General features: G+C 72.3%; 21 protein-coding genes. 9 read left to right on the top strand and 12 right to left on the bottom strand.

The annotated features are described in order from the left end of the window. The first annotated feature begins 9 nt into the window (after positions 1 to 9). The 4 genes from AB0M80_RS04430 to AB0M80_RS04415 are packed head-to-tail and all read left to right on the top strand — an operon-like array spanning position 10 to position 7,378. Positions 10 to 318: a type VII secretion target gene (locus tag AB0M80_RS04430; protein WP_364558750.1), complete on the top strand. Its 309-nt coding sequence runs from the start codon at positions 10 to 12 to the stop codon at positions 316 to 318. Beyond that, positions 318 to 4,910, top strand: coding sequence for a DNA/RNA non-specific endonuclease (locus AB0M80_RS04425; protein ID WP_364558747.1), 4,593 nt, complete (start codon positions 318 to 320; stop codon positions 4,908 to 4,910). The genes AB0M80_RS04430 and AB0M80_RS04425 overlap by 1 nt, the downstream gene beginning before the upstream one ends. A gap of 36 nt (positions 4,911 to 4,946) precedes the next feature. Then, the gene (locus AB0M80_RS04420) at positions 4,947 to 6,527 is read left to right on the top strand and encodes a TNT domain-containing protein (protein ID WP_364558744.1); all 1,581 of its coding nucleotides are present in this window, start codon (positions 4,947 to 4,949) and stop codon (positions 6,525 to 6,527) included. Then, the gene (locus tag AB0M80_RS04415; RefSeq protein ID WP_364558742.1) at positions 6,524 to 7,378 is read left to right on the top strand and encodes a ferredoxin; all 855 of its coding nucleotides are present in this window, start codon (positions 6,524 to 6,526) and stop codon (positions 7,376 to 7,378) included. Before AB0M80_RS04420 ends, AB0M80_RS04415 begins: the two co-directional genes overlap by 4 nt. A 56-nt stretch (positions 7,379 to 7,434) precedes the next feature. On the opposite strand, the gene ilvA is transcribed toward AB0M80_RS04415, so the two are convergent. Continuing rightward, positions 7,435 to 8,637, bottom strand: coding sequence for a threonine ammonia-lyase (gene ilvA / locus AB0M80_RS04410; RefSeq protein WP_364558740.1), 1,203 nt, complete (start codon positions 8,635 to 8,637; stop codon positions 7,435 to 7,437). A gap of 95 nt (positions 8,638 to 8,732) precedes the next feature. Here ilvA and AB0M80_RS04405 point away from each other — a divergent pair, with 95 nt between their 5' ends. Further along, on the top strand, positions 8,733 to 9,005 hold the full coding sequence (locus AB0M80_RS04405; protein WP_364558738.1) for a hypothetical protein: 273 nt from the start codon (positions 8,733 to 8,735) through the stop codon (positions 9,003 to 9,005). Positions 9,006 to 9,086: 81 nt separating this feature from the next. After that, entirely contained in the window at positions 9,087 to 9,563 is a 477-nt protein-coding gene (locus tag AB0M80_RS04400) for a TIGR03618 family F420-dependent PPOX class oxidoreductase (protein WP_364558735.1), read from the top strand. Positions 9,564 to 9,566: 3 nt separating this feature from the next. Here the strand turns inward: AB0M80_RS04400 and AB0M80_RS04395 are convergent, their stop codons facing one another. The 6 genes from AB0M80_RS04395 to AB0M80_RS04370 all read right to left on the bottom strand — a co-directional run bounded on the left by AB0M80_RS04395 (position 9,567) and on the right by AB0M80_RS04370 (position 15,993). Next, positions 9,567 to 10,724: a cystathionine gamma-synthase gene (locus AB0M80_RS04395; RefSeq protein ID WP_364558732.1), complete on the bottom strand. Its 1,158-nt coding sequence runs from the start codon at positions 10,722 to 10,724 to the stop codon at positions 9,567 to 9,569. 126 nt (positions 10,725 to 10,850) lie between these two features. Then, positions 10,851 to 11,303, bottom strand: coding sequence for a hypothetical protein (locus AB0M80_RS04390; RefSeq protein ID WP_364558730.1), 453 nt, complete (start codon positions 11,301 to 11,303; stop codon positions 10,851 to 10,853). 346 nt (positions 11,304 to 11,649) lie between these two features. Beyond that, a complete protein-coding gene (locus tag AB0M80_RS04385; protein WP_364558728.1) occupies positions 11,650 to 13,209 on the bottom strand; it encodes a hypothetical protein in 1,560 nt (519 codons plus the stop codon). A gap of 127 nt (positions 13,210 to 13,336) precedes the next feature. After that, positions 13,337 to 14,707, bottom strand: a complete 1,371-nt coding sequence (locus AB0M80_RS04380; RefSeq protein WP_364558725.1) for a cystathionine beta-synthase — start codon at positions 14,705 to 14,707, stop codon at positions 13,337 to 13,339. 126 nt (positions 14,708 to 14,833) lie between these two features. Then, positions 14,834 to 14,995 (bottom strand): hypothetical protein, encoded by a 162-nt coding sequence (locus AB0M80_RS04375; protein ID WP_364558722.1) that lies wholly within the window; start codon positions 14,993 to 14,995, stop codon positions 14,834 to 14,836. Between the two features lie 53 nt (positions 14,996 to 15,048). Beyond that, positions 15,049 to 15,993, bottom strand: a complete 945-nt coding sequence (locus AB0M80_RS04370) for a pentapeptide repeat-containing protein (RefSeq protein ID WP_364558719.1) — start codon at positions 15,991 to 15,993, stop codon at positions 15,049 to 15,051. Positions 15,994 to 16,110: 117 nt separating this feature from the next. Here AB0M80_RS04370 and AB0M80_RS04365 point away from each other — a divergent pair, with 117 nt between their 5' ends. Further along, positions 16,111 to 17,331: an acetyl-CoA C-acetyltransferase gene (locus tag AB0M80_RS04365; RefSeq protein ID WP_364558716.1), complete on the top strand. Its 1,221-nt coding sequence runs from the start codon at positions 16,111 to 16,113 to the stop codon at positions 17,329 to 17,331. Positions 17,332 to 17,383: 52 nt separating this feature from the next. On the opposite strand, the gene AB0M80_RS04360 is transcribed toward AB0M80_RS04365, so the two are convergent. From AB0M80_RS04360 to AB0M80_RS04340, 5 genes are all read right to left on the bottom strand, one after another. Further along, a complete protein-coding gene (locus AB0M80_RS04360) occupies positions 17,384 to 17,713 on the bottom strand; it encodes a hypothetical protein (protein WP_364558713.1) in 330 nt (109 codons plus the stop codon). A 9-nt stretch (positions 17,714 to 17,722) separates the two neighbouring features. Further along, positions 17,723 to 18,031 carry an MFS transporter gene (locus AB0M80_RS04355; RefSeq protein WP_364558712.1) on the bottom strand — a complete coding sequence of 103 codons (309 nt, stop codon included), beginning with the start codon at positions 18,029 to 18,031 and terminating at the stop codon, positions 17,723 to 17,725. A gap of 50 nt (positions 18,032 to 18,081) precedes the next feature. Further along, complete coding sequence (locus AB0M80_RS04350) at positions 18,082 to 19,350, bottom strand: YeeE/YedE family protein (RefSeq protein ID WP_364558709.1); 1,269 nt, start codon at positions 19,348 to 19,350, stop codon at positions 18,082 to 18,084. Between the two features lie 179 nt (positions 19,351 to 19,529). Then, the gene (locus AB0M80_RS04345) at positions 19,530 to 20,282 is read right to left on the bottom strand and encodes a hypothetical protein (protein WP_364558706.1); all 753 of its coding nucleotides are present in this window, start codon (positions 20,280 to 20,282) and stop codon (positions 19,530 to 19,532) included. A gap of 155 nt (positions 20,283 to 20,437) precedes the next feature. Continuing rightward, the gene (locus AB0M80_RS04340; protein WP_364558703.1) at positions 20,438 to 21,271 is read right to left on the bottom strand and encodes a Bax inhibitor-1/YccA family protein; all 834 of its coding nucleotides are present in this window, start codon (positions 21,269 to 21,271) and stop codon (positions 20,438 to 20,440) included. Between the two features lie 319 nt (positions 21,272 to 21,590). On the opposite strand from AB0M80_RS04340, the gene AB0M80_RS04335 reads away from it, so the two are divergent. Then, the gene (locus AB0M80_RS04335) at positions 21,591 to 23,051 is read left to right on the top strand and encodes a hypothetical protein (protein ID WP_364558701.1); all 1,461 of its coding nucleotides are present in this window, start codon (positions 21,591 to 21,593) and stop codon (positions 23,049 to 23,051) included. Positions 23,052 to 23,056: 5 nt separating this feature from the next. Further along, positions 23,057 to 23,875: a class F sortase gene (locus AB0M80_RS04330; RefSeq protein ID WP_364558699.1), complete on the top strand. Its 819-nt coding sequence runs from the start codon at positions 23,057 to 23,059 to the stop codon at positions 23,873 to 23,875. Positions 23,876 to 23,892 lie beyond the last annotated feature (17 nt).

Below are 23,892 nucleotides of genomic sequence, written 5' to 3'. Positions count from 1 at the left end.
GGGGAAACTGTGGCCGACGTGGAACTCAGCACCGACCTCACGGCGCACGCGAAACAGCTCGACGCGATCGGTGACGGGCTGCAGCAGGCCGTCGACGCGGCGAACCAGGTGAGCATGCCGACCGACGCGTACGGCATCCTCTGCCAGCCGTTCCGGATGATGCTCGACCCGGTGGAGCAGTACGGGATCGACGCGCTCAAGGACGCCGTGCAGGCCATGACCGCCGTGTCCGGGAAGGTCCGCGAGGCCGCGGCCGCCTACCGCAGGTACGAGACCGGGGTCGCCGACGACCTGAACCAGTCGGCGGGCGGTGCGTGATGCCCGAGGGGAACCCGCTCGTCGCGGACGCCAAGACGGACCCGGACGGGCCGGGCGCGTTCACGGCGGGCAACGGCGACTACGGCTGGGCCGGCGGCATCGGCATCGCCGAGTCGTCGATGGACGCGTTCAACGGCATCAAGGACGGCGACTGGGTTTCCGGCGGGCTGGGCGTGCTCAGCCTGGCCGGGGAGGTCGCGGGCGCCGCGATCGACCCGTTCGGGTACCTGATGTCGTCGGTGGCGTCGTTCCTCATGGAGCACGTCCAGCCGTTGAAGGACATGCTCGACTCCGTCGCGGGCAACCCGCCGGTGATCCAGTCCTATGCGGACACCTGGGGCAACGTCTCGAAGGCGCTCGGCGAGCGCAAGACCGACTTCGACAACGCGGTCAAGACCGGCACGACGGGCTGGACCGGCGCGGGCGCCGACGCCTACCGCAAGTTCGCGGCCGAGCACAGCGACGCGCTTTCGGGCGCGGCCACGGTGGCCGGCGCGATCAGCACGGTCACGATGATCATGGGCCAAGTCGTCTCGTTCGTCCGGGAGACGGTGCGGCAGCTGATCGCCGACCTGGTCGGCAAGCTCATCGCGTGGGTGATGGAGGAGGTCTTCTCCCTCGGCTTCGGCACCCCGGTCGTCGTGGCGCAGGCGGCGGCCGCGATCGCCAAGTGGGGCAAGAAGATCGGGGAGCTGCTCAAGAAGCTGACCGACACGATCCGCAGGGTCTCGCCGCTGCTGTCGAAGCTGGTGGACCTCTTCGAGAAGATCGCGAAGGTCTTCGGGAAGGTGCTGGGCAAGGTCAGCGGGCTGGACGGGCTGAAGGTCAAGGAAGGCGGCTTCGTCCGGAAGATCCCCAAGGAGGGCGGCGGGGTCCACCCCCGCGCCCACGGCGACGGCCCGGACGGCGACTCGGGCCACGCGGACGGGGATTCGCCGGGTTCCGACCCGATGAACACGGATTCCGCACCCGACGCGGGCTCTCGCCGGAGTCCGGGCCGGGACGGGTCCGATTCGTCGTCTCACCCGGGCGGCGAGGAGAACGCGCCGTCGCACGCGGGTGATGGGGATGCCTCGCCGTCGGCGCGCAATGGTGACGGATCGCCGGACGGGTCACGGGATGGATCGCCGGACGGATCGCCGGACGGCAGCCCGTCGGCCGTTCGCTCGGGCGGCGACACCCGCGCTGGGGAGAGCACGCCGTCGCACACCGGTGACAGGAGCCCATCGCCCACCCGCGCAGGCGACAACGCACCGCCGCACACCGGCGACACCAGCCCCTCGCCCACCCGCTCGCCCTCGCACACAGGCGACAGCAATCCTTCGCCCACCCGCGCGGGCGACAACGCACCGCCGCACGCCGCGGACCCGAGCCCGTCACGCGCCGGGGACAACACGCCGTCGCACACCGGCGACACCAGCCCCTCGCCCACGCGCTCGCCCTCACACGCAGGCGACAACACTCCCTCGCACACCGCGGACTCGAACCCGTCACCCACACGCGCCGGGAACGACACGCCGTCGCACACCAGCGACACCAGCCCCTCGCCGGTCAGGGCCGGTGACAGCAGTCCGGCACCCACGCATTCCGGCTCGCCCGATGGCGGCGGTGCCCCGCACTCCGGCTCGTCGCCTGCCGCGCGGGCCGATGCGCCCGGGTCGCACGCCGGGACCGACACTCCGAGCAGTGCCGCGCCGCCGCGGGCCGATGGGGCCACCTCCGCCAGCGGGACCGCGCCGGCCGTTCCGCGGACCGGTGAGCCCGGCTCGCCGGTGCCGTCGCCTCGCGGCGGTGGCGACGGGATCCCGCCGCAGGGCGGTCAGCCCGCGATGGGCGGCACGCCACCCGGCGGCGGCGCGCCCGGCGGTGGTGCCCCCGGTGGCGGTCCCGGCGGCAGCGGTTCGCCGCGGCCCGGTGGGGGCGGCGGCTGGACCGGCACTCCGGGCACTCCCGGGGCCCACGTCGACGCACCCGGACGGCCCCGCACCGGCGGTGACCTCCCCCAAGGACGGCCGCGGACGCCTGACGCGCCCGCACCCGCGGCCCGCGGGTTCGGCCCCGGCACGCACGGCCCCGACACCCGGCCAAGCGGCCCGCACACCGGCACCCCCAGCCACGGTCCGGACACCCGGCCGGGCAGCCGCCCAGGCACGCACGGCCCCGACACGCGGCCGGGCGCCGCCGCACCCAGCCGCCCAGGCACGCACGGCCCCGACACCCGGCCAGGCGGCCCGCACACCGGCACCCCCAGCCACAGCCCCGACACCCGGCCGGGCAGTTCCGGCCCCGGCGGACCGCACAGCCCGGACGGCGGCACCCCCGGACCCGGCCCGCACGAGCACGGCCCCCACGACGGCCCCCACGACCCCGATGCCCCGCACCACGGCGACCCCGGCCCGCTCACCCCGGACGAGGTCAACGCGCGCCACTCCGAAAGCACGCCGTCGGGCAGCTCGTACCACGCCGGCGATCCCGACATGGGGGACCTGCCCCACCGCGTGCAGCCCGACCCCGATGGCCGCTACACCGTCGACGTGCACGTCACTCCCGATGGCCACGCCCGGATCGGTGACCGGCTCTACACCCCCGAAGAATTCGCCGACATCCTGCGCCGCAACGGCGACTACGACGGCCGCCCGATCCGGCTGATCGGCTGCGACGCGAGCTCGAACGACTTCGCCCACCGGCTCTCGCGCGAGCTCGACACCGAGGTGCTCGCACCCAGCAAACCCGCCTGGACCGACTCGCACGGCCGCGTCTTCTCCTCCGACTACGAAATCGGCCCGGACGGGAAGATGCGCCCGCGCATTCCCCCGGACGGCGAATGGAGCGTCCACCACCCCGACGGCTCGACGCACGCCGCCGGTGACAGCGGCTTCGCACCGGACACCCGGCACCACGACCCGCACGACGTCGACGCCGACAGCGCGCGCCACCGCGGGGACGACGACACGCGCCGGCGTCAGGAACCCGGACCGGAGCACGACCCCGACGGCGCGCCGCGGCCGCGGGTGCCGGAGGACCGCAATCCCCTGTCGCAGCAACAGGAACGCGACCTCACCGACCCGCAGCGGCAGGCCGAGGTCCGGCGCAACCCCCAGCACGGCACGGACTTCACGCCGGCCGGCGGGGAGCACGTGCCGGTCGGGCCGGGCAGCCCGCACCCGGACGCGCCCCGGCCGCCGCACGCGGGCGAGCGCTTCCCCGGCGACCAGCAGCTGCAGCCCAACCGGTCGTACCAGGTGACCGACAGCAACGGCACCCCGCGCGGGACCTACCACACCGACGGCACGGGCCGGGTCACGCACATCGACACGGCGCACCCGAACGTGCCGCCGCGGCTGCCCGACGGCAGCCCGAACCCGGCCTACCACCCGAACCCGGACGTCACCCACCCGCACCCGAACACCGCCTACCGGGTGGAGATCGACGGGCACCACCAGACGTTCCACACGGACGCCGACGGGGTGCCGCACCCCTCGGTCCAGTTCCACCGGCCCGACTTCGAAGGCGACCCGGTCCGGATCGGCGCCGACGACCCGCGCGCCCCCGGTGCGCGGCAGTCGTTCGCGCAGGGCGGCCCCTACGAGCCGCACACCAGGTACGAAGTCACCGACAGGAAAGGCGTCCCGCGCGGCACGTTCTACACGGATGCCGACGGCCACGTCCGCTGGGCCGAGGTCGACTCCGGCCGGATCGCGCGGACCAACCCGGACTGGAAGGGCATCAGCAACCCGAAGCTCGTCCCCGAGGGCGCCGAGGTCCACCTCCGGCAGGGCATGGACCCGAACGCCGCCGTCCCGGAGGGGGTCGCGGACCCGGAGCGGTTCCGCGGCGCGCGGCAGCACGACGTCGAGCTGCCCAGCAACAAGTCCTTCCTGGACCAGCAGCCGAAGAACCCGGACGGGTCGCCGAAGCTGGAGCCGAACTCCAAGTACGTCGTGCACAGCGAGTACAAGGAGGGCAACAAGACCGTCGAGCAGGCCCGGTCGGTGTACTGGACCGACGAGCACGGCCGGGTCGCGGTGGTCGAGACCTTCCGGCCGCACCACCCCGACCTCAACCACCCCGGCCCGAACATGGTCTACAACGTCGACGACGGCCGGTTCACCTACCAGACCGGCCCGGACGTCGGCGGTGGCAGGACCGACACGACGCACGGCCGTTCGGACAACCCCAAGCTGGCCGGCGAGGAGGACTACCTGCGGCGGGACGGCACCGCGCAGGGCCAGTCCGGCCGGCAGGGCCCGGGTGGCGTGTACGACGGCGGGCACATCGCGGGCAACCAGTTCCGCGGCCCGGGCGAGCTGCTCAACATGATGTCCCAGTGGCGGCCCCAGAACCAGGGCTGGCCGCACCAGGCCGGACCCGACCACTGGTACGCGTTCGAAACCGACCTGGCCAACCACCTCAAGGCAGGTGGCAAGATCGACAGCATCGACGTGTTCCCGCTGCGGGCCGACGGCGACCGGGTGCCGCACACGATCCAGGTGCGGTGGGTCGAGGTGGGCCCGGACGGCAACCCGGTCGTCCACCTGCGCAGTTTCCCCAACACCCCGACGGCGACGGCCACCTCCCCGGGGGTGTCCTGATGCGGCTGACCACAGCACCAGAAAGGACCGGCACTCATGCCTCGTGACGCCTCGCAGTGGCGGGAGCAGTCGCACGAAGTGGGCAACGCCCTCGCCGACGCCGCTCCGCCGGGATGGCGGCGGATCGACCTGGTCAGCCGGATCAACGTCGACGTCCAGGACTTCGTCCTCACCGTGCTGATGGACGACGGCAGCCAGGCCGCGGTCACGGTGCCGGACCGGGTGGCGCCGGCCGTCCGCGGCATGCGTGACGCGTTCTACCAGCCGGACGACGGCACCTGGTTTTCGATGCGGTACCTGCTCGACGCACCGGGCCGCATCCAGACGCTGTTCAACCTCGACTGGGACCCGCGCTGGTCGCCCGCCATCGACCCGGCGGGCTGGGTGCGCGACCTCGACGCCTACCCGCGGGCCCCGGAGAACATCCAGCCGTGGTTGCGCGCGCGGCTCGCCGAGTCCGGCCGCCCGGTGCCCGAGGACGTGCCGGTCGCGCGGCCGTGGCCGCCGCTCGACCCGGAGGGCCAGAACTGGTACTGGCAGCAGATTTCGAACATCGTCGCGATGTCCGTGCCGCCGGACTGGTCGCAGGTGATGCTCACCTACCGGGCGATCGGCGAGCACGTCGAGCTGCCGGTGATGGTCCGCCGGGTCACCGACGGCGGGCTGTACCTGTGGGAGCCGCCGGAGGAGGTCGCTGAGCTGCTCGCCGCGCTGCGGGCCGGGATGTACCGCGAGGGCCGGGGAACCTGGTTCCAGGTCGTCGCGCACGTCGCGCTCAACTCGAGCGTCGAATACACGTACACGTGGGACGACGAACCCGCGTGGGACCGGCCGCGGCCGGTCGCCGAGTTCGCGCGTGAGCTCGCGCTCTTCCCGCGGGACACCGAACTGGTCCCCGGCTGGCTGGCCGAAGTGGTCGGCACCGCCGGCGCGGCCACGCTCGACGGCCCGGAGGACCCGGAGGCCGCGGCCAAGGAAGCCCTGCGCGCAGCCGAAGACGCCGCGGCCGAACTCGAAATCACGCCGGCCCGCTACCGCATCGGCGAGGTCGCCGACGGCGCCTGGTGCCTGGTACCGGAGGACGACGGCTGGGCGGTGTTCCAGGCCCAAGGCGGAGAACGGCTCGAGGCGGCGACCTTCCCCACCGCGGTGGCCGCCGTCCGCTACTTCACCGGGCACCTGTACCTGAACCGCGCCGCGTTCCGCGACGAACTGCCGCCGGACGCCAAGCGCCCCACGGCGGACTGGCCGATCCAGCCCGTCGGCGGCGACACGGGGCTGCAGATGTACGGCGGGAAACGCCTGGTCACCCTGCCGCCCGGCACCGAGATGGACCGTTACGGCGACCCGGACGGCAACACGCTCTACGCCGCGCGGACCGAGTGGCCCCACCGTTCGGAGCCGGCCGAGGTCCGGGACTGGGCCTACCACGTGTACCGCCTGCGCCGGCCGGTGCGAGCCATCACCGGCACCGTCATCTCCTGGTACGACCAGCCCGGAGGCGGGACGGCCTACGTGCTGGAGGGGTCCGTCGCCGACCTGCTGGCCGACGACACCATCGAGGAGATCCCGCAGGCGACCACGCGGCCACCGGCGCCGGGCGAGGGGCGCGGATGAACACGCCACCCGTGCCGGCCGGGCCGGGGCAGCACCAGCAGATCGTCGACCGGATCGGCCACGGGCTGGCGTCGATGGCGCCGCCCGGCACCTGGCGGCAGATCCGGGCCGAGTACCGGGCGGCCGGCAGGCACATCGAGGCCGACGTCGTCGTCACGGGGCAGGACGGCGTGCCCCGCGCCCTGCAGCCGCCCGTCGAGCTGGTGCAGCTCCTGGGCACGCTGCGCGCGGCCATGTACCGGCCGGGCCCCGGCACCTGGCTGAGCGCGGTGCTGACCGTGGACCCGGTCCAGGGGACCGCGGCGGACTTCGCGTTCGACCGGGAACCGCAGTGGCGGCGCACGCCACCGCCCATCGGGTTCCAGGACGAGCTGCGGACCTTCCCGCGCGCCGACGAGCACGTCCCGGGCTGGCTGCGGGAGCGGGCCGGCCTGCCGCCGCTGGCCCCGCCCGCGGGTGACGGCGAGGTGCGCACCCCGCGCATCCACGACGGCCTCGACGCCTCGGGCCGGCCGCTGATCCGCCGTCAGCCGCTCGTGCCGGCGGAGGCCGAGCGGGTGCTGGCGTACCTCGACGCGGCGCCGGTCGTCCTGGCGTCCCGCAGCAACGGGCCGGACGCGTTCGCCCCGGACCGCACCGACGCGGTGCCCATGAACTTCCGCACGGACGGCGTCTGGGCCTGGCCGGGCGCGGTGGCGTACTACCTGCGCGAACACGGCGTACCGCCGGACCCGGACCTGCTCGCCCACATCCGGGCCCGGCGCTTCACCGCCCCGCCCGAGGTGTCCGAGGCCGCCACGGACCTGGCCCTCGCCGCCATCACCGGCGAACCCCGAAGGACCGGGCTGTGACATCCGGGGCTTCGCCCCGATCCGGGGGCTCCGCCACCCGAACCCCGAAAGGCGAGTTACAGCACGGTGTAGCCCGCGTTCGTCAGCGCGACCTCGACCTCCTTGCAGTGCTCCGGGCCGCGGGTCTCCAGGGCGAGCACGACGTCGGCCTCACCGAGGTCGAGGCTGCCGGAGATGCGCGAATGCTCGACGTCGAGCACGTTCGCGCCCAGTTCGCTGACGCACGACAGCACGCCGACCAGCGAGCCGGGGCGGTCCGGGACCCGCAGCCGCAGGTGCAGGTAGCGGCCGCCGGCGGTCATGCCGTGCTGGATGATCTGCAGCAGCAGCACCGGGTCGACGTTGCCGCCGGACAGGATGGCCACGACCGGGGGCTCGAACGCGCCGGGGTGCTGCAGCAGCGCGGCGACCGTCGCCGCGCCGGCCGGCTCGACCACCAGTTTCCGCCGCTCCAGGCACAGCAGCACGGCCCGGGACAGGAACTGTTCGGTCACCGTCACGATGCCGTCGACCAGCGACTCGACGTGGGCGAAGCTGACCGGGCCCGGCTCGCCGACCGCGATGCCGTCCGCCATGGTGGACGTCTGGCTCAGCCGCACCGGCGCGCCCGCGGCCAGCGACGGTGGGTACGCGGCGGCGTCTTCGGCCTGGACGCCGACGACGCGGACGTCCGGACGCTGCGCCTTCACCGCCGACGCGACCCCGCCGACCAGCCCGCCACCGCCGGTCGCGACCAGGATCGTCTTGACGCCCGGCACCTGCTCGAGGATCTCCAGGCCGACCGTGCCCTGGCCGGCGATGACGTCGGGGTGGTCGAAGGGGTGGATGAACACCGCCCCGGTCCGCTCGCCGAACTCGATCGCCGCGGCGAGGGTCTCCTCCAGCAGCGCGCCGTGGAGGTGCACGTCGGCGCCGTAGCCGCGGGTCGCGGCGAGCTTCGGCAGCGGGGCCCGCAGCGGCATGAAGACGGTGGACTTGGCGCCGAGCAGCGACGACGCCAGCGCGACGCCCTGCGCGTGGTTGCCGGCACTGGCCGCGACGACGCCCCGCTCGCGTTCGGCCGCGGTGAGGCCGTGGATGCGGGTGTAGGCGCCGCGGATCTTGAACGACCCCGTCCGCTGCAGGTTTTCGCACTTCAGGTGCACCGGACCACCGTGGAGTTCGCGCAGGTCGCGCGCGTGCTCCATCGGCGTCACCCGGGTCACTCCGGTCAGGAGTTCCCGGGCGGCCTTGATCCGCTCGAGGGTGACGAGTTCCATGGCCCGGATGATGCCACTCAGGAACTCCACAGGTTGACCGGACCGCGAGCCGGGTACCCTGGGTCGCGTCAACATGCGGTGAACGAGGAGCAACCATGGCACCCGGGAACGACGCGAACACGGCCCGACGGGCTCGCGCCACCCGCTCCGCCGGCCTGCTCCCGCTCGTGATCGGGCTGGCCTCGGCCGCCGCGCTCACCGGCGCCGCGTACCTCACCGTGGACAACGCGAGCTGCGGCGCCCCGGCCCAGTACATCCGCCACGACAGCCACGTCGAACTGGTCGGCGGCTGCGTCGACGGCTCGAACCTGCCGGCCACCGGCACCCCGGCGACCGGCGGCGCCGGGCACGGCAACTACAACCCCTGATTTGGTGGGTTACCCCGATGTGCCCGGGGAACACGAAAGTGCCTTCTTCCGCGGGGTGCGCCCGTCCCCGATGATCATCGGGTGACCACTGTTTACGAGCCGGGCCGCGGTCCCGGCCCCGCCAAGCCCACCGAAGAAGCGTCCAGCCGGCTGCTGGGGACCCACAGCCTGGGCGCGCTGGCCACGGTCAACCGCGGCGGCTTCCCGCACCTGTCCACGGTCGCCTACGCCTGGGATCCGGACGAGCGCGTGGTGCGGATCGGGTCCACGGCGGGGCGCGCGAAGGTCCGCCAGCTCGCCCGTGACCCGCACGCGTCGCTCTACGTCAGCAGCGACGACCACCTGGCCTTCGCCGTCGCGGAGGGCGTGGCCGAGGTGTCGCCGGTGAGCGCGGTGCCGGGGGACGAGACCGGCCGGGAGCTGCTCGCCATGCAGGCGCCGTTCAGCGACCCCGAGGACGAGGCCGCGTTCCTGCGGAACATGGTCGAGGACCGCCGCGTGGTCATCCGGCTCCGGGTGGACCGTCTCTACGGCGGCGGCCTCGACGTGGGTGCTTGAGCCTCAGCCCAGTGCGGTCAGCAGGTCCGCGACCAGGTCGCGGCCGTCCTCGATGCCGACCGAAAGGCGGAGGAGGTCGGCCGGGACCTGGAGGGTCGAGCCCGCCGTGCTCGCGTGGGTCATCTTGCCCGGGTGCTCGATCAGCGACTCGATGCCACCGAGCGACTCAGCGAGGATGAACAGCTTCGTGCGCGAAGCCACCTCCAGCGCCGCCTGCTCGCCGTCCGCGTGGCTGAACGACACCATTCCGCCGAAGCGGCGCATCTGCTTCGCCGCGGTTTCGTGGCCCGGGTGCTCCGGCAGGCCCGGGTAGTAGACCTTCGCCACCTTCGGGTGCTTGACCAGCGCCTGCACGATGAGCTCGGCGTTGTCGCTGTGCCGCTCCATGCGCAGGGCGAGCGTCTTGATGCCACGCAGCGTCAGCCAGGCGTCGAACGGCCCCGGCACCGCGCCCGCCGCGTTGCGCAGGTAGAAGAACTGCTCGCGCAGCTCGTCCTCGTTGGTGATGATCGCGCCGCCGACGACGTCGGAGTGGCCGCCGAGGTACTTCGTCGTCGAGTGCAGGACGATGTCCGCGCCCAGGGCCAGCGGGTTCTGCAGGTACGGCGTCGCGAAGGTGTTGTCGACCACCAGGCGGGCGCCGGCGTCGTGCGCGACGCCGGCCAGCGCGGCGATGTCGGCGATGCCGAGCATCGGGTTGGTCGGCGACTCGCACCAGATCAGCTTGGTCTCGGGCCGGATGGCCGCGCGCACCTCGTCGAGGTCGGCGAGGTCGGCGACGGTGTGCTCGACGCCCCACAGGCTGAGCACCTTGTCGATCAGGCGGAACGTGCCGCCGTACGCGTCGTTGCCGAGCACGAGGTGGTCACCGGGGCGGAGGGTACTGCGCAACACCACGTCGGAGGCGGCCATGCCGGACGCGAAGGCCAGCGCGTGCCGGCCGCCTTCCAGCGAGGCCAGCGCCTCCTCCAGCGCCGAACGGGTCGGGTTCGCGGTGCGCGAGTACTCGTAGTCGCCCTCGCGGGTCCCGCCCACGCCGTCCTGCGCGTAGGTCGAGGTCTGGTAGATCGGCACGATGACCGAGCCGGTGCGGGGGTCGGGCTTCTGACCGGCATGGATCGCGCGCGTCTCGAAACCCAGTACGGAGTAGTCGTCCACCATTGGTTCAGCGTACGGGCCGGCCCTGACATTCCCGTCAGGTGGGACGGATCTCAGTAGCGTGTCCACCGGCGGGTGACCGGCAGCGCCCGCGAGCACCGGCAGCGCCACGACGCCTTCGACGGCCGCTCACCAGCTCCGCGGCGAATAGGCGCCCTGTCCCGAGAGGACGGGCAGGACGGAGGCGCGGTAGCGCAGGTACCGGAACGTCGGCGGCAGGAACGCCAGCACCAGCACGAGCACCGCCAGCGCGGCGAGGCCGACGCGGTCGGCCATGGCGAACCCGCCGTGGGTGAACATCGCGTCGGCGAACCGGGCCGGCGGCACGCCCACCGACAGCGGCTCGGTCAGCAGGGCGCCGATCGCCAGCAGCGCCCCGAGGCCGAGCAGGACCGCACCCGCCGTCGCGCGGAACAGCGTCGCCAGCGAGCCGAGCAGCAGCACGAGTCCCGCCACGAGGTAGCCGGCGAGGTCCACCAGGACCCAGCCCGGCAGCGCGCCGAGGCTGAATTCGGCGGGCATGTCGAGGAAGATCTTGACCGGCACATATCCCGCGGCGACCGCGGCCGGAAATCCGAGCACCCCGGCGAGGACCGCCGTTACGCCGGATGGCCGAGTCGATGAATACGAATGCGAATGCGACACCGGGTATCCGTGCGGACCGGTCACAACTCCCCCATCAGCCGAGCGCGGGACGACGGCGCTCACCTTAGTCCGAATTGGGGGATGCAGTCCGGAAAAAGAACGGAATTCGGCCGGACGGCGGAACCCAAGATCATTTTTGTGCGGTAACGGCATAAATACTGTCACGCGATCACAGCGCAAGCGCTACTCGGCTTTTGTCCTTTTCGGACAATTGCGTATTCGACTATAAATGCAGCGTGCCCCGGAGCCGAATTGGCTCCGGGGCACGAATGGGTGTACTAGTTCACCACTGCTGCTGCGGGGGCTGGCCGGGCTGGCCGAACCCACCGCTCGGCGGGCCCTGCTGCCCCGGCGGCTGGCCCCAGCCCTGCGGCGGCTGCCCCGGCTGCTGCGGGTAGCCGTGCGGCGGCTGCCCCGGCTGGCCGAACCCACCGGGCTGCTGCGGGGGCTGGCCCGGCTGCGGGAAGCCGCCGCTCGACGGCTGGGCGAACCCGCCACTGGACGGGTTGGGTCCGCCCGGCTGGCCGTAACCCGGGGGCGGGCCGTAACCCTGCGGCGGCTGCCCCGGCTGGCCGTAGCCGCCCGGCTGCTGCCCGAACCCGCCCGACTGCTGCTGTCCGAACCCGCCGGGCTGGCCGTGCTGGCCCGGCTGGCCCGGCTGGCCGTAGCCACCCGGCTGCTGCTGCGGACCACCGAAGCCCTGGGGCGGACCGCCGAAGCCCTGCGGCCCGCCCGGCGCGGCACCGCCGCCACCGAGACCGACGAACTGCCGGGTCGCCGGGATGAGTCCGAGGACACCGACGATGAGGATGAAGATGCCGAGGATCAGCGGCGGCAGCCCGAGGCCGAAGGTGTCCTTCTGGGACGCGGAGGACTGCGCGAGCGTCTCGGCGTTCGGCGTCATCCCGATCTTGAGCAGCAGGGCGAAGAGCGTGAGCAGCGCACCACCCGCGACGACCGCGATCGGGACGAACTTCCGGATGCCGCCCAGCTTGCCCACGAGCGCCAGCCCGACGCCGCCGGCCAGCGAGATCAGCGAAGCCAGCAGGATCATGATCACGTAGAACCAGACCGTGCCCGGACCGACGATCCCGGCCGCGTCGAGCGCCTTGTCGATCGCCGCCTGGTTCGGAGCGCGGTCGAAGATCGCCGAATAGTCGCTCGCGTCACCCATGTAGTTGAACGCAATGATCAGCGCGGCCAGGCTCAGCAGGGCGACCAGGCCGCCGGCGATGTAGCCGAACAAGCCGTTGCCGCCCGAGGAAGGCGCGCCGAACTGCTGCTGCGGACCGCCGAAGCCGGGCTGCTGCGGGCCACCGAAGCCCTGCGGCCCGCCGAAGCCCTGCGGCGGCTGGCCGTAACCGCCCGGCTGCTGACCGAACCCGCCCTGCTGACCCGGCTGCCCGAACCCGCCCGGCTGCTGGCCGTAACCGCCGGACTGCTGACCGAAGGCCGCGGCCGGGTTGTCGGCCGCGCTCGGCGGCGGGGTGTACGGGATCGCCGGCGGCTGGGAGCCCGGGGGCACCAGCTGCGTCGAATCCGCGACCGGGGCGTCGCCGCCGCCGACCGGGTTCACCATCTGGGTCGCGTTCGCGTCGACCGGCGACATCGCCTGGGTCGCGCCCGCCCCGCCGTCACCCGGGTGGCCCGGCTGGACGACCTGGGTCGGCTCCGGCGTCTCCCCGAACGGGGAACCGCCGGCCTGTGGTTGTGCGGGCTGCACCACCTGGGTCGGCTCCGGGCTGCCGAACGGGTTGTCCTGCTGCGGCTGGGGGCCACTCGGCGGGCCCTGAGGTGGCTGGCCGCCACCCCACGGCTGGTTCGGTGGCTGCGGTGCACTCATGTGGGTCTTGAACCCCCTTGACGAGGACGCGAAAGTGTTCTATTTGCGACCACGCTATCGGATCACCCGGCAGGACGCTCGTAACGCCCCTGCCGGGTCCGCCGATCAAGACTCTTCCGGGGCCCGGTCAGCGACCGGCCAGGAAGCCCAGGAGATCGTGCCGCGTGAGGACCCCGGCCGGCTTGCCGTCGACCAGCACGAGCGCACCGTCGGCTCCCTCGAGCGCGGTCATCGCGGCCCCCACCTGCTCGCTGCCGCCGATCGTCGGCAGCGGCGGGGACATGTGCTGCTCGAGCCGGTCGGCCAGCTGCGCCTTGCCGGTGAACAGCGCGTCGAGCAGGTCACGCTCGTTGACGGCGCCGACGACCTCGGCGGCCATCACCGGCGGCTCCGCGCTGACCACGGGCATCTGGCTCACGTCGAATTCGGAGAGGATCGCGATGGCCTCGGCGACGGTCTCGTTGGGGTGCGAGTGCACCAGGTCGGGCAGCGAACCGCTCTTCTTCATGAGCACGTCGGCGACCGTCGCGCCGGAGGAGTCGGGCGGCAGGAAGCCGTAGGAGGACATCCAGGTGTCGTTGAACACCTTCGTCAGGTAGCCGCGGCCGCCGTCGGGCAGCAGCACGACCACGACGTCGTCCTCGGTGAGCCGCTCGGCGAGCTTCAGCGCGGCGGCGACGGCCATCCCGCAGGACCCGCCGACCAGCAGGCCTTCCTCCAGCGCGAGGCGCCGGGTGACCTGGAACGAGTCGGCGTCGGAGACCGGGATGATTTCGTCGGCGATGTTCCGGTCGTAGGTGTCCGGCCAGAAGTCCTCGCCGACGCCTTCGACGAGGTACGGGCGTCCGCTGCCGCCGGAGTAGACCGAGCCTTCGGGGTCGGCGCCGACCACCTGCACGGCGCCGTCGCTGACCTCCTTGAGGTACCGGCCGGTACCGGAGATCGTGCCGCCGGTGCCGACGCCCGCGACGAAGTGGGTGATCTTGCCCTCGGTCTGCTTCCACAGCTCCGGGCCGGTCGAGCGGTAGTGGCTCTCCGGGTTCTGCGGGTTGGCGTACTGGTTGGGCTTCCAGGCGCCGTCGATCTCGCGGACCAGCCGGTCGGAGACGTTGTAGTAGGAGTCCGGGTGCTCGGGCGGCACCGCCGTCGGGCACACCACGACGCGGGCGCCGTACGCCTTGAGCACGTTGCGCTTGTCCTCGCTGACCTTGTCCGGGCAGACGAACACGCACTGGTAGCCCTTGCGCTGGGCGACGATGGCCAGCCCGACGCCGGTGTTGCCGGACGTCGGCTCCACGATCGTGCCGCCCGGGCGCAGCTCACCGGAAGCTTCGGCGGCTTCGACCATGCGCAGCGCGATGCGGTCCTTGACCGAGCCACCCGGGTTCAGGTATTCGACCTTGGCCAGCACGAGCGGCTTGAGCCCCTGGGTCAACGAATTCAGCTTGACCAGGGGGGTGTTGCCCACGAGGTCGGCGATGTGCTCTGCGTACTCCACGACCGCCAGCCTAAACGGCGCACCGGTGGCGTTGTCCACTCGTGCGGGATCGAGGCCCGGCGGCCTCCGGGTGCGCGTCGGCGATGCCGGGGCAGCGAGCGCGAGGTCGGACCGCCGGCGAAGACCTCAGGCGGCCACCAAGCCGCGCGTCCACACCGGTGCCGGCCCGAGGGCCGCGGCACGCTGAGCCGTCATCCCGTCCCGGAGGTCCCGCCCGGCGTCGATGACCGTGCGGCACCCCGTCTTCAGGGCGAAAGACGCCCAGTAGGCGGTCCGACCGATAAGCATCGCCAGTTCACCTCCCGTGTGGAATGGCGACTTCGTCTCTTGGTGGGACGATCCTAGCGGGCCGCCGGTTGCCCCGGTTCGTCCTTTCGTGTCAATTGTGCCCGGTCCGGACGATCGGCGATCGGCCGTTCTTCCCAGCCCGGCGGCCAGGTCCGGGGAAACCCCAGCTGTGCCTCGGCGCCCGCGAGCCGAGCCGCGGACTTCTTCCCGAAATCGGCCGGACCTGCGAAAACGGCGCCGTTGAAACTCTCGAGCTCGCCGCCGAAAACGGTGCCGCGGAAATCGGCCCGGTCGCGGAACTCCGCCTTGTTGAAGTCGGCTTTGGTGCGGAATTCGGTGCCGCGGAACGAGGCCAGTTCGAGAAACTTCGCGCCGTAGCAGGTGATCGACCGGATCGAGCAGTGCGTCAGGGTGAGCCCGACGAGCGTCGCCCCGGAGAAGTCGAGGTCGATGCCGGGCCAGAAACCGCTGTTCGGCTCCCCCTCCGAACCGGGGCGCAGGTGCAGCAGCAGGATGCGCTGGGCGGTCTTGCGGACCTGCAGCTCCTCGTCGTCCTTCCCGTGCTTGTACGGCATCCGCAGGTAGGCGCAGAGGACGTTGACGATCGTCTGCCGGTGCTCTTCGTACCCGCCGGCCAGCCGTTCGAGGGCGTACAGCCCGGCGAGGCGGACCGGGGCCTTGTCGCTGCCGAGCTGGTCGGCGGCCTTGCCGTAGATCTCGGTGATCCGGCGCTCGGTGGCGTCGTGGTCCTTCTGCACCAGGTCCAGCTCGGCCGACCGCTGCCGCCGCGCGGCGAGCAGCAGGGCGGCGGCGCCCCCGGTGCCGACGACGATGCTGGCGGCGGTCCGCAGGGCGTCCAGCCGGGCCGTGTCCTCCGGGCGGCCACCGCCCAGCAGCGTCAGCAGCGCGGCGGCGGCGATCCCGGCCACCACCAGCAGCCCGGCGCTCCACAGCACGATCGTCCTGGTCCGCAGCACCCGGTGCAGCTCGTTCCCCACCCCGCCGATCCTGCCAGCCGCCGGAGAAGCTCACACCTGCTTCGGCTTTCTCCCGGGCGCGGGACGCGGCAGTATGTGAGCAACCGCTTAGCTCGCGATACGAGGATGTGTCACGTCATGCCCGAAGCCGTCATCGTCTCCACCGCGCGTTCGCCGATCGGCCGCGCCAACAAGGGTTCGCTGGTCAGCATGCGGCCCGACGACCTGACCGTGCAGATGGTCCGAGCGGCGCTGGCCAAGGTGCCGCAGCTCGACCCCGCCGACATCGACGACCTGATGCTGGGCTGCGGCCTGCCGGGCGGTGAGTCCGGGTTCAACATGGGCCGCGCGGTCGCCGTCGAACTGGGCTACGACCACCTGCCCGGCTGCACCATCACCCGGTACTGCTCGTCCAGCCTGCAGACCACCCGGATGGCGTTCCACGCGATCAAGGCGGGCGAGGGTGACGTCTTCATCTCGGCCGGCGTCGAGACCGTCTCCCGGTTCTCGAAGGGCAGCTCGGACTCCTGGCCCGACACGCACAACCCGCTGTTCGCCGACGCCGAGCAGCGCACCGCCGCGACCGCCGAGTCGGGCGCCGACAGCTGGACCGACCCGCGCACCGAGGGCAACGTCCCGGACGTCTACATCGCGATGGGCCAAACCGCGGAGAACCTGGCGCGACTGAAGGGCGTCACGCGCGAGGAGATGGACGAGTTCGGCGTCCGCTCGCAGAACCTGGCCGAGAAGGCCATCGCGGACGGCTTCTGGGCCAAGGACATCACCCCGGTGACGCTGCCGGACGGCACGGTCGTCTCGAAGGACGACGGCCCGCGCGCCGGCGTCACCGTGGAAGGCGTCTCCGGCCTGAAGCCGGTGTTCCGCCCGGACGGCCGGGTCACGGCGGGCAACTGCTGCGCGCTCAACGACGGCGCGGCGGCGCTGGTCGTCATGTCCGACACGAAGGCGCGCGAGCTGGGCCTGACGCCGCTGGCGCGGATCGTGTCCACCGGCGTCACCGGGCTTTCGCCGGAGATCATGGGCTACGGCCCGGTCGAGGCGTCCAAGCAGGCACTTTCGCGCGCGGGGCTGTCGATCGGCGACATCGACCTGGTCGAGATCAACGAGGCGTTCGCGGCGCAGGTCATCCCGTCGTACCAGGACCTGGGCATCGACCTGGACCGGCTGAACGTCAACGGCGGCGCGATCGCGGTGGGCCACCCGTTCGGCATGACCGGCGCCCGGATCACCTCGACGCTGATCAACTCCCTGCAGCACCACGACAAGCAGTTCGGCCTCGAGACGATGTGCGTCGGCGGCGGCCAGGGCATGGCGCTGATCATCGAGCGCCTTTCCTGACCCCGTGACGTCGAAGGCCACCACCGGAAGTTCCCGGTGGTGGCCTTCGACGTCAGTGGAGCATGACCGGCGGGGTGATTTCGTCCTCCGATGCGGTGGCCGGGGCGGCCGGGCGCAACTTCGGGAGGAACAGCGCCGGGATCACGCACAACACCACCAGTGACCAGAAGAACGTCGTCGAGAACGCGTCCGCGGCCAGGCCCGTCGCCGCTTCGTGCGACGCGGGGTTCATGATCGCCGCCGTCGCCGCCAGCTGGCCCTGGGCCGTCGGGACGCCGAACTTGCCCGCCGGCAGGGCCGCCAGGATCGTCGCCATCACCGCCGAGCCGATCGCGCCCGCCGTCTGCTGGACGATGTTCGTCGCCGTGGACGCGCGGGCCATGTCCTTCGGCTACAGGGTCTGCAGGGCCGACGTCGTGATCGGCATCATCGTGCGGCCCATTCCGAGCCCCATCACGAACAACGCCGAGAGCAGGATCCAGTACGGCGTGGTCGCGGTGACCTGGGTCAGCATCGCCATCGAGCCGACGAGCAGCACCATGCCCGGCAGCACGATCCTCCGCGCCCCGACCCTGTCGGCCGGTGCACCGGTGAGCGGCATCATGATCATCGCGCCGAAGCCCTGCGGAGCCAGCAGCAGCCCGGCGTGCAGGGTCGTTTCGCCGCGCACCAGCAGGAAGTACGTCGGCAGCAGCATCATCCCGCCGAGTCGCAAGAGTACTGGGGGACCCCGACAAGAACCGCAGGGTTTCAGCAGACGCTGTCGGCCGGCTCCGGGTTCGCCAGCCCGAACAGCGGGCGCAGCTTCAGGCCGATCCACGTGCCGCCGAGCGCGAACACGCCCCACAGCCAGCCGTGCAGGCTGCCGGTGGAGATGCCGCCCAGGTACGCGCCGATGTTGCAGCCGCCCGCCATGCGCGCGCCGACGCCCATCAGGACGCCGCCGAGGAGCGCCGCGGCCGCCGTGCGCCACGGGATCGAGCTGTGGATCTTCCACGCGCCCGCGGCCGCGGCGGCCACCGCGGCGCCGATCATGATCCCGATGTCGGTGAGGCTGGTCTTGTCCCGCCAGATCGGGCCGGCCAGCGAGGTCGCGTTGGCCTTCTGCCGCCAGAACTCCCACGTCTCCGGGTGCAGGCCGAACACCTGCAGGATTTTCGCGCCCCACAACGAAAACGCGCTCGTGACGCCCCAGATCCCCCCGGAGACGAGGAACACCGCGCCGGCCAGCACGCCCAGCACGACGGCACCGACGAGCATCGGCCAGGAGCCGCGGAAGATCCGGGCGAAGCCGTGCGCGGTCGGGACGGCGTCCACCGGCGGCGGCGTGCGGCGGCGCTGCACCGCGCGGGTCACCAGCACGATCGCGGCGAGCACGGCGATCGTGATCGCCCACGAGCCGAACCAGCCGACGTGCTCGGCCAGCAGCACGCCCTTCAGCTCGGGCCAGCCGGACAGCACCGGGTACGCCCACGTGTAGAGCACCGAGCCGGCGATGAAGCCGCCGAGGGTCAGCACGATCGCCGACTGCCCGGAGCCGACCGCGAACAGCGTCCCGGACGCGCACGCGCCGCCGAGCTGCATGCCGATCGCGAAGAGCGTCGCGCCGACGAAGAGGGCGAGGCCGAGCGCGCCCGCCGTCGGCGCCGGCTTGCTGCCGAAGAGCCCGCTGCCGGTGCCCGCGATCAGCGCGATGAGCGTCGCGGCGGTGCCGAGCAGGAGGGTGTGGGCCCGCAGGCCCTGGCCGTTGCCGACGGCGATCAGCTGCCGCCACGCCGACGTGAAGCCGAACCGCGAGTGGAACAACGCCAGCCCGAGCCCGAGGCCGAGCAGCAGGAGCACGCCGAACTTGGCGCCTTGGCTCGCCCAGACGTACCAGGTCAGCCCGGCCGCGAGGACGCCCGCGACGGCCAGCGGGACCACGCGGACGGGATCTTCGGGCCGCGGCACGGGCGCGGCGCAGGACGTGGGGAAATCGAGGAACTTCTTGTCACCGATCGGGGATTCGGTCGTCGCCACCGGTACTCCAGGCTCGGGCGGGCAGGACGATCAAAGTTATGTCCGGTGACGGGCCCGTCGCAGCCCGTCGCACAGTGTGGGACGAACACACTGTGCGACCAACGGAGCAATCCGGTACCCCTGAACGCGGCGAAGGCCCCCTCGCCGGCGTGGCGAGGAGGCCTTCGTGAAGCCGGTGGTTATTCGTTCGTTTTGACGCACATCGTCGTCGCGGGCTCCGGGTACACCGCGACGCGCGTGGCGTCGGTGCCCTCGCAGACGTTCTTGTCGGCTTGACCCGCCACGACCTTGACGAGCTCACCGTCCTTGCTCGGGTCGGTGCACGGCACCTTCAGGTAGCCCTTGGTCTGCGACGTGAAGTTCGCCAGGCAGTCGCCCTGCTTCGCGTTGATCATCAGGCACAGCTTGTACGAGCTGCGGCCGCTGACCGAGTAGGTGTCGTAGCCGCCGCCGGAGCCGCCGGGGCAGTCGTCGGAAGCGCTGTCCAGCTTCTTGGCGATCTTCACGTTCGCCTTGGGGTCGTTGCAGTCGGCCTTCGCCGGGTCGTCGCCGCCCTGGGTGAACTCGGTGATCGTGAGGCAGTCACCGGCGTTGGAGGTGGCGGGCGACTTCATGAAGGAGACGATCCCCACGATGACCAGCGCGATCACCACGATCGCGCCGATGCCACCCACGATCAGCTTGACCTTCGAGCGCTTCGGCGGAGCCGGCGGCGCGGGCGGGAACCCCTGCTGGCCGGGCGGGAAGCCGGGCTGCCCGGGCGGGAACTGGCCGGGCGGCGGACCGTACTGGCCGGGCTGACCCTGCGGCGGCGGGCCGTACTGGCCCGGCTGGCCGTACTGCTGCTGCGGCTGGCCGCCCGTGGGCGGACCGTAAGGATCGGGCTGACCCACCGGCTGCTGGCCCCCGGGGGCCGGAGGGGGAACGCTCACTGTGAACCTCACACATGTGAAATGAAAACCGACCCGGCACATCAAACACGCAGGGTGAGCGCGGGCGGCAGCGGGGTCCACAAAAGCACGAACTACCGACAGAAAAGGCGCCCCGTCGGTTACGGAGCGCCTTCACTGCGGAACTGTGAGCCAGGTTACTCGCGGAAGTACGAGAGCAGCCGGAGGATCTCCAGGTACAGCCAGACCAGCGTCGTCATCAGGCCGAACGCGGTGTACCAGGCCCACTTCGACGGCATGCCCTCGCGGATCATCCGGTCCGCCTGGTCGAAGTCGAGCAGGAAGCTGAAGGCCGCGATGCCGATGCAGAGGAGGCTGAAGGCGATGGCCAGCGGACCGCCGTCGCGCAGCGGGTTGAAGCCGAAGACCAGCGAGCTGATCAGGTTGAACAGCATCAGGATCGCGACACCGACGACGGCACCGACGATCCACTTGGTCAGCTTGGGCGTGACCTTCACCGCGCCGGTCTTGTAGACCACCAGCATGCCGATGAAGACCCCTGCGGTGCCGATGATCGCCTGCAGCGCGATGCCGGGGTAGATCACCTCGAACACGCCGCTCAGCGCGCCGAGGAAGAGGCCTTCGGCGGCCGAGTACGTCAGCGTCAGGGCGCCGCTGGGCTTCTGGCGGAAGATGATGACCAGCGAGATGACGAGCCCGACGATGAGGCCACCGAGCATCGCGCCGATGAGCGCGCCGGACAGCCGGCCGGTTTCGGTCAGCTCGGTCTGCGCCCAGATCGCCGTGATCACTCCGACGAGCAGCGCGACGCCGAGGGACATGCCCGTCTTGACGACGACGTCGTCGACGGTCATCGGGCGGTCGCCTTCGCCGGAGGCGGTCTGCCCGGGGCCGTACCCGGGCACGCCGCCCTGGGGTTGGTTGAAGCCCACCGGGGGCCCGTACTGCCCATAAGTCTGGGTTCCGCCGTGGGGCAGGTTGCGGAACGCCGGGTTGCTACTGGAACGCACCTGATCCTCCTGGATCTGCTGCTTCGTGGATCATCGCTGCATCGGGTTCAACGACCGCCGGGGACAAGCGGTTCCCGTCGAGTAAAGACGACTTTACTCGACGGACGCCCACCGGCTCCGGCAGACACGGTAAGCGACGCGGGTCACGGCCGTTCGGCGACAGCCACCCGAAGAGCGGTAGACAGTCCCACCCCCTTGGCGCGACGCTCACTTCGCGTGCTCGGACGTTCACCGAATGCGTGTCGGGGACCTGATCAGTCGTGTGACCTGCAGAGACGCGCGGGCGCTCCCGCGCGTCGAACGAAGGAGCATTGACACCATGGGGTGGTCAACACGCCCGCGCGCGGGCGTCCGCGCGCTCACCGGCCTGGTCGCCGCGACCCTGCTCGGCACGCTTTCCGCCACGGTAGGCGCCGCCCCGGCCGCGGCCGCCGGCCAGGAAGGCATCGGCTACCCGGTCGAACCGGGCCAGGACATGCACCCGCGACCGGACCACGACTGGCTCGGCTCGTACGTCCTCGGCGGGGAGCAGGTCTTCTGCGTGAGCTTCCAGCTGCGCGCCCCCGACACCGACGAGCCGTACAAGCCGGGCGACGAGCTGCTCACGAAGTGGGGCACGAAGCTGCCCGCCGACCAGGCGGCGAACATCTCCTACCTGCTGCTGCGCTACGGCGCCACGAAGAAGCCGGACGAAGCCGCGGCGCTCGCCCACCTGCTGCACTCGTGGACCGCCGCCCCGCGCACGCCGGCCGACCTGGACTCCTCGCTCACTTACGACAAGATCGGCTACGACGCGAACTACCACCTCGAGCGGCTGCCCGCGGACGCCAAAGCGGCCGTCGAGCGGATGCGCACCGAGGCCGAGGCCGGGCGCGGCCCGTGGACCGCGTCGATGACCACGCCGAAGGGCGACCAGCACCCCGGCGAGGCCGCCGAGTGGACGGTCACCGTGAAGAACGCCAAGGGCCGGGGCGTCCCGGACGTCCCGGTGAAGCTGACCGCGACCGCCGCCACCCTCGGCGACGAGAAAGCGGATTCCGCCGCCGGGAACTCGAGCCCGCAGGGCGCCGCCAAGAGCGTCACGCTCAAGACGGACGCCGACGGCACCGTGCGGGTGAAGCTGACCCCGGCCGGCGACAAGCCGAGGCTGAAGGCGTCCCTGTCCGCTCCGGCCGACCGGCCCTACGTGCGGGTGCCCGTCGACATCAAGACCCAGCGCGTCGTCTCCACCGGCGGCGAGAAGGAACTGACGGCGCAGGGCGTCGTCGCGATCGCCAAGCCGGGCAAGGTCGCGGTGACCAAGACCGACGCGAACTCCGGCAAGGGCGTCGGCGGCGCCGTCCTGCGGATCACCGGCACGGACAAGACCTCGCCCGCGCTCGGCCAGGACGGCAAGCCGCTCACCGGCGCCGACGGCAAGCCCGCGGTCGTGACCACCGACGGCAAGACCGGCGGCGTCACGGTCGAGAACCTTCGTGCGCCGCAGGAGATCTGCGTCGTGGAGGCGAGCCCGCCGCCGGGCTACACGAACGCCTACGACCCGAAGAACCCGCCGTCGGCGTGCGGCACGGTGCGGCCCGGCGAGACCCTCGCCCTGACCGTGACGAACAAGCCGAACGAGGTGCCGCGCGCGATCCCGGCCGGCGACCAGCCGGTGGCGCAGGCGCGGGGCGTGGTCGAAACGCGCTACTCCGTGCCGGGCCTGGCCGGGCTCGCCCTGCTCGTGCTGCTGGGCGCCGGACTGACCGGCTTCGCCGCGCGGCGGGCGTCGCGCAGGTAACCGGCATGGCAGGCACGAATAGGCAGCACTACGGCGACGAGTGGCCGGACGACAACCGGCCCGGCTGGCACGACGAGTGGCCGGACGACAGCCGGCTGGGCGACGGCCGCCACTCGGCGGTCTTCCCGCCGGCGACGAGGGGTCGCGGCCGGCTGCTCGCCGGCTTCACCCTCGGCGCGGCGACGGTGCTCACGGTCCAGTTCGGCGCCGCCGCGGTCACCTCGCCGCCCGTGGCCGTCGTGGCCGGCACGGCGCTGCCGGCCTCGGGTGCCGCCGCGGCCGCGGCCGCGTCACCGTCCCCGCCACCGACCGTCCGCGCCCCCGCGGCTCCGGCCGCCCGGACGCCGCCGCCGACGTCGGCGGCGCCACCGCCGTCCCCGCCGCCGCAGCGGCCGGGCACCCTCCGGCTGCCCGACGGCGGGACGGCCGCGCTCGTGCGCAAGGACCTCGGCCCGGGCGGCGAGCTGCCGATCCCGGAGGACCTCGGCCAGGCAACGTGGTGGGGCGCCGAGCTCGACGCGGCCGGCGGGGCGAGCGTCTTCGCCGGGCACGTGAACTGGCGGGGCGCGACGGGGCCGTTCGCCGAGCTGTGGACGGCCGGGATCGATGACGTCGTGACCATTGTGGACAGTGCGGGCAAGACGTGGCGCTACCGGATCGCCCAGCTGGTCACGGTGCACAAGAACGACCTGGCCGCCCGGGCCGACGACCTGTTCGGCCAGTCCGGTCCGCACCGCGTGGTGCTGGTCACGTGCGGCGGTCGCTGGGTCGGCGGCACGTACGGCTACGAAGAGAACCGCGTCGTCATCGCGGACCCGGCCTAAGTTACTCGTGGGTAACA

It is taken from the genome of Amycolatopsis sp. NPDC051045 (assembly GCF_040682955.1).
Taxonomy (GTDB): Bacteria; Actinomycetota; Actinomycetes; order Mycobacteriales; family Pseudonocardiaceae; genus Amycolatopsis.
The sequence above is the reverse complement of the archived record's forward strand: the minus strand, read 5'-3'. Positions and strand labels throughout refer to the sequence as shown.

What these genes read in the sequence shown, in the direction of transcription:
- AB0M80_RS04425 (WP_364558747.1), top strand. Translation starts at nt 318, where the DNA reads ATGCCCGAGGGGAACCCGCTCGTCGCGGACGCCAAGACGGACCCGGAC.
- AB0M80_RS04420 (WP_364558744.1), top strand. Translation starts at nt 4,947, where the DNA reads ATGCCTCGTGACGCCTCGCAGTGGCGGGAGCAGTCGCACGAAGTGGGC.
- AB0M80_RS04415 (WP_364558742.1), top strand. Translation starts at nt 6,524, where the DNA reads ATGAACACGCCACCCGTGCCGGCCGGGCCGGGGCAGCACCAGCAGATC.
- ilvA (WP_364558740.1), bottom strand. Translation starts at nt 8,637, where the DNA reads ATGGAACTCGTCACCCTCGAGCGGATCAAGGCCGCCCGGGAACTCCTG.
- AB0M80_RS04405 (WP_364558738.1), top strand. Translation starts at nt 8,733, where the DNA reads ATGGCACCCGGGAACGACGCGAACACGGCCCGACGGGCTCGCGCCACC.
- AB0M80_RS04395 (WP_364558732.1), bottom strand. Translation starts at nt 10,724, where the DNA reads ATGGTGGACGACTACTCCGTACTGGGTTTCGAGACGCGCGCGATCCAT.
- AB0M80_RS04385 (WP_364558728.1), bottom strand. Translation starts at nt 13,209, where the DNA reads ATGAGTGCACCGCAGCCACCGAACCAGCCGTGGGGTGGCGGCCAGCCA.
- AB0M80_RS04375 (WP_364558722.1), bottom strand. Translation starts at nt 14,995, where the DNA reads ATGCTTATCGGTCGGACCGCCTACTGGGCGTCTTTCGCCCTGAAGACG.
- AB0M80_RS04365 (WP_364558716.1), top strand. Translation starts at nt 16,111, where the DNA reads ATGCCCGAAGCCGTCATCGTCTCCACCGCGCGTTCGCCGATCGGCCGC.
- AB0M80_RS04360 (WP_364558713.1), bottom strand. Translation starts at nt 17,713, where the DNA reads ATGGCCCGCGCGTCCACGGCGACGAACATCGTCCAGCAGACGGCGGGC.
- AB0M80_RS04355 (WP_364558712.1), bottom strand. Translation starts at nt 18,031, where the DNA reads ATGATGCTGCTGCCGACGTACTTCCTGCTGGTGCGCGGCGAAACGACC.
- AB0M80_RS04335 (WP_364558701.1), top strand. Translation starts at nt 21,591, where the DNA reads ATGGGGTGGTCAACACGCCCGCGCGCGGGCGTCCGCGCGCTCACCGGC.
- AB0M80_RS04330 (WP_364558699.1), top strand. Translation starts at nt 23,057, where the DNA reads ATGGCAGGCACGAATAGGCAGCACTACGGCGACGAGTGGCCGGACGAC.